This window comes from Caballeronia sp., from assembly GCF_049581465.1.
In the GTDB taxonomy this organism is placed as follows: Bacteria; Pseudomonadota; Gammaproteobacteria; order Burkholderiales; family Burkholderiaceae; genus Caballeronia.
The window spans coordinates 1-4924 of record NZ_JBAUSA010000962.1 but is presented as its reverse complement, the minus strand read 5'-3'; the positions used below and the strand labels follow the sequence as shown (position 1 = coordinate 4924).

The 4924-nt window shown below is 59.5% G+C and carries 3 protein-coding genes; 2 read left to right on the top strand and 1 reads right to left on the bottom strand.

Features of this window, described 5'->3' with window-relative positions:
* Positions 1 to 1115: patatin-like phospholipase family protein (locus WCA53_RS23650; protein WP_423916187.1), on the top strand; the 1115-nt coding region annotated here is incomplete at its 5' end.
* Positions 1116 to 1240: 125 nt separating this feature from the next.
* Here the strand turns inward: WCA53_RS23650 and WCA53_RS23645 are convergent.
* On the bottom strand, positions 1241 to 2440 hold the full coding sequence (locus WCA53_RS23645; RefSeq protein WP_423916185.1) for an amino acid aminotransferase: 1200 nt from the start codon (positions 2438 to 2440) through the stop codon (positions 1241 to 1243).
* A 280-nt stretch (positions 2441 to 2720) separates the two neighbouring features.
* On the opposite strand from WCA53_RS23645, the gene uvrB reads away from it, so the two are divergent.
* The gene (gene uvrB, locus WCA53_RS23640) at positions 2721 to 4814 is read left to right on the top strand and encodes an excinuclease ABC subunit UvrB (RefSeq protein WP_423916183.1); all 2094 of its coding nucleotides are present in this window, start codon (positions 2721 to 2723) and stop codon (positions 4812 to 4814) included.
* The last annotated feature ends 110 nt before the right edge of the window (positions 4815 to 4924 follow it).

The window sequence follows — 4924 nt, the reverse complement described above, 5'->3', positions numbered from 1 at the left end:
CGTTAATGCTGCAGGGCGGCGGTGCGCTCGGGGCCTATCAAGCGGGTGTGTACCAGGGCTTGCACGAGGCGGGTATTCATCCAAGCTGGATTGCAGGCATCTCGATCGGAGCCCTGAATACGGCGATCATCGCGGGGAATGCGCCCGAGGATCGCGTGGTGCGCTTGCTTGAGTTTTGGGAAACGATCTGCCAACCGGCCTTCATGCCGCCGCTACCCGCTTTCATCGAGCATGCGTTTTTCAATTCCACCGATGAGATTCGCAAGGCGTTCACGGCGATGCAAGCGTTCGGCGCGGTGGTGGAAGGGCAGAAAGGGTTTTTCGTTCCGCGGTTTCCGCCTCCGTCGCCACTTGCGGCCGGCGACCCGACAACCGCGAGTTTTTACGATACAACGCCGCTCAAGGCCACGCTTGAGCAGTTCTGCGATTTCGACCGCATCAATTCGCAAGAGACGCGCGTGTCCGTGGGAGCCGTGAACGTAGCGACCGGCAATTTTGCATATTTCGACAATTCAAAAATTCGTCTACGCGCGGAGCATTTCATCGCTTCGGGCGCGCTGCCGCCGGGCTTCGCGGCCGTGGAAATCGACGGCGAGTATTACTGGGATGGCGGATTGATGTCGAACACGCCGCTATACGAGATTGTGCAGGCGACGCCGCGTCGCGACACGCTCGCGTTCCAGGTCGATCTTTGGAGCGCGCGCGGGCCGGTGCCGGATAGCATCGTCGATGTCATGGGACGCGTAAAGGACGTTCAGTATTCGAGTCGGACGCGGCTCGTAACGGACACCATGCAGCGCTCGCAGCGGTTCCGCAATGTACTGAGAGAAGTGCTCGAGAGGGTGCCGCGAGACATCCGTAACAGCGATCCCTGGTGTAAGGCTGCCGAGGATCTTGCGTGTTCGAAGCGCTATAACGTGATTCACCTGATCTACCAGCACAAGGAATACGAGGGCAACTACAAGGACTATCAGTTCGGGTTGTCGACGATGCGCGAGCATTGGGACAACGGCTTGACCGATATTCGCGCAAGCCTGAGCCATCGAGAGTGGCTCGACATGCCCACGAATGAATCCGGGTTCACCACGCATGACATTCATCGGCATGGGCGTTAGGGGGTTGACCGCCGCCAACGATTCATTTCGGTGTAATGCCAGCGCGCTCCAGCAGACGTCCCGACCATAAAAAAACGGCGCTCGTAGCGAGCGCCGTTCTTACGACGGGTTGAGGTCGTCCAGGCTTACTTCAGTACGACCGCGATAGCGTCAGCGACGGTCGCGAGGTTGCGCGTGTTCAACGCGGCCACGCAAATACGGCCCGTGCTAACAGCGTAGATCCCGAACTCTTCGCGCAGGCGGTCCACTTGCGGCGACGTCAGTCCGGAGTACGAGAACATGCCTCGTTGGCGGCTGACGAAACCGAAGTCGCGGTCAATGCCCGCTGCCTTGAGCTTCTCGACTAGGCCGTGGCGCATGGCGCGAATACGATCGCGCATTTCGCCGAGTTCCTGTTCCCACGTCGCGCGCAGTTCAGCCGACGCCAGGACGGCGGCGACCACGGCGCCGCCATGTGTGGGCGGATTCGAATAGTTGGTGCGGATAACGCGCTTGAGTTGCGACAAGACCCGCGACGATTCTTCACGGCTGCTGGTGATGATCGACAAAGCGCCCACGCGCTCGCCATACAGCGAGAACGACTTGGAGAACGACGACGACACGAACACGTTGATGTCGGCTTGAGCGAACAAACGCACCGCAGCGGCGTCGGCGTCGATGCTGTCGCCAAACCCTTGATACGCGATGTCGAGGAACGGCACGAGTGAACGAGCCTTGACCGTTTCCACCACTTGTTGCCATTGCGCCAGCGTCAGGTCCACGCCGGTCGGGTTGTGGCAGCAAGCGTGAAGCACGACGACCGTTCCGGCCGGATAGCTATTGAACGCGGCCAGCATCTCGTCGAACTTCACGCCGTGCGTGGCTGCATCGTAATAGGGGTAATTGACGACCTCGAAACCCGCCGATTCGAACAGCGCACGATGGTTTTCCCAGCTCGGGTCGCTGATGGCGACTTTGCTTGTCGGATTCAAGCGCTTCAGGAAGTCGGCGCCGATCTTGAGCGCACCCGTGCCGCCCAGCGCTTGCGCCGTCACCACGCGACCATCGGCGATCAGCGGCGAGTCGTTGCCGAGCAGCAGCTTTTGTACGGCTGCGTCATAGGCAGCGATGCCTTCCATCGGCAAGTAACCACGCGGCAGGGCGAGGTCGACCCGTGCTTTCTCTGCTTCGCGAACGGCACGCAGGAGGGGAATCTTGCCTTCTTCATTGAAGTACACGCCCACGCCAAGATTGACCTTGGTCGTGCGTGTGTCGGCATTGAAAGCTTCGTTCAGACCCAGGATCGGGTCACGAGGAGCGAGTTCGACGGCAGAGAAAAGAGACATGATTTATCGACGGTAGTGGAAAGGCGTGAGGCATGGGCTATCGAGACGGGAAACTGGCGCGCTGCACCTTGGCTTGATGCCGAACCACGCCCCTCGTCCCCGGAAAATCGGTCTTAGCCCTGGATCGCCATTGTAACGAATTGACGCTCGCCATATGGAAAAGCCGGGCAGCGTCAGCGGCCAAGCCGGCCCGTGCAGGAATTCCCAAAGCACCGCCAAACCCGCTCTGGCGCGAACGGCTAGAATGGACGTTTGCTCTCGGCCAAGGCTCATCTTCCTCATGTCCGACACCCCGCTCGCAGAAGTTGCCGACGCCCTCGACGAAACCAAATTCGTCACCTTCAAGGGCTCGCCGTTCCAGCTCTATCAGCCGTATCTGCCCGCCGGCGACCAGCCGACCGCTATCGAGACATTGGTGGAAGGGATCGAAGACGGGCTGTCGTTCCAGACGCTGCTCGGCGTGACGGGTTCCGGCAAGACCTTCACAATGGCCAACGTGATTGCCCGAATGGGCCGTCCTGCGATTGTGTTCGCGCCGAACAAGACGCTCGCCGCGCAGTTGTATGCCGAGTTTCGCGAGTTTTTCCCGCGCAATGCCGTCGAGTATTTCGTTTCCTACTACGATTACTATCAGCCGGAAGCGTACGTTCCGCAGCGCGATTTGTTCATCGAGAAGGATTCGTCGATCAACGAGCACATCGAGCAAATGCGGTTGTCCGCGACCAAAAGTTTACTTGAGCGGCGCGACGTGGTGATCGTGGCGACCGTGTCGGCGATCTACGGTATTGGCAATCCGTCGGAATATCACAGGATGGTCCTGACCTTGCGCACGGGCGATAAACTCGGCCAACGTGAGGTCATCGCGCGGCTGATTGCCATGCAATACACCCGCAACGAAGCTGACTTTTCGCGCGGCACATTCCGCGTACGCGGCGATACGATCGATATTTTCCCGGCCGAACACGCCGAAATGGCGGTGCGCGTCGAGCTTTTCGACGACGAAATCGAGTCGATGCAGATCTTCGATCCGCTCACCGGCCGTGTGCGCAACAAGATTCCGCGTTTTACGGTTTATCCGTCGTCGCACTATGTAACGCCGCGCGATACGGTGATGCGCGCCATTGAGACGATCAAGCTGGAATTGCGAGAACGGCTCGAGTTTTTCCACAAGGACGGCAAGCTGGTCGAAGCACAACGGCTCGAGCAGCGCACACGTTTCGATTTGGAAATGTTGCAGGAACTCGGTTTTTGCAAAGGTATCGAGAACTACTCTCGGCACTTTTCGGGTGCGGCGCCGGGCGAACCGCCGCCGACGCTCGTCGATTACTTGCCGCCCGACGCGCTGATGCTGCTCGACGAATCCCACGTGCTGATCGGCCAGTTGAACGGCATGTACAACGGCGACCGGGCGCGCAAGGAAAATCTGGTGGATTACGGTTTCCGGATGCCGTCGGCGCTCGATAACCGCCCCCTGAAGTTCAACGAATTCGAACGCAAGATGCGTCAGACGGTCTTCGTATCGGCTACGCCGGCCGATTATGAAAAGCGCACGGCGGGGCAGGTCGCGGAACAACTGGTGCGGCCGACCGGCCTGGTCGACCCGGACATCGAAGTGCGTCCGGCGCGCTCGCAAGTGGACGACGTGCTCGGTGAGATCAACGCGCGAGTGAAAGTGCATGAACGCGTGCTGGTGACGGTGCTGACCAAGCGCATGGCCGAACAGCTGACCGAGTTTCTCAGCGAACACGGCGTGAAGGTGCGCTACCTTCACAGCGACATTGACACGGTCGAGCGGGTTGAAATCATTCGCGATTTGCGTCTAGGCACGTTCGACGTACTGGTCGGGATCAACCTGCTTCGAGAAGGACTGGACATACCGGAAGTCTCGCTGGTTGCCATTCTCGACGCCGACAAGGAAGGTTTCCTGCGCGCGGAACGTTCGCTGATCCAGACAATCGGGCGAGCCGCACGCAACGTGAACGGCAAGGCGATCCTCTACGGCGACAAGGTGACCGATTCGATGAAGCGCGCTATCGATGAAACCGAACGGCGCCGCACGAAGCAGATCGCGCACAACCTCGCCATGGGCATCACGCCACGCGGGGTGACGAAGCGGATCAAGGACATCATCGACGGTGTTTATAACGCCGACGACGCGCGCGCCGAACTGAAGGAAGCGCAAACACGCGCCAAGTTCGAGGATATGTCGGAGAAACAGCTGTCGAAGGAAATCAAGCGGCTCGAAAAGCAGATGATGGATCACGCGAAAAATCTCGAATTCGAGAAGGCCGCGCAAACCCGCGACCAGTTGTCGCTGTTGCGCCAGCGCGTTTTTGGCGCCAACGTGGGTGACCATATTACGGGCACCAGCTAAGCCTTACCGGTAGTGTCGTGGCGCGCTTTCAAGGCGGCCGAAGAGCGCCACGATCATGACGTTTTTCGGCCGCCTTCCATTTGTCCCTGCCATCGATCGGTGCTAAAGTG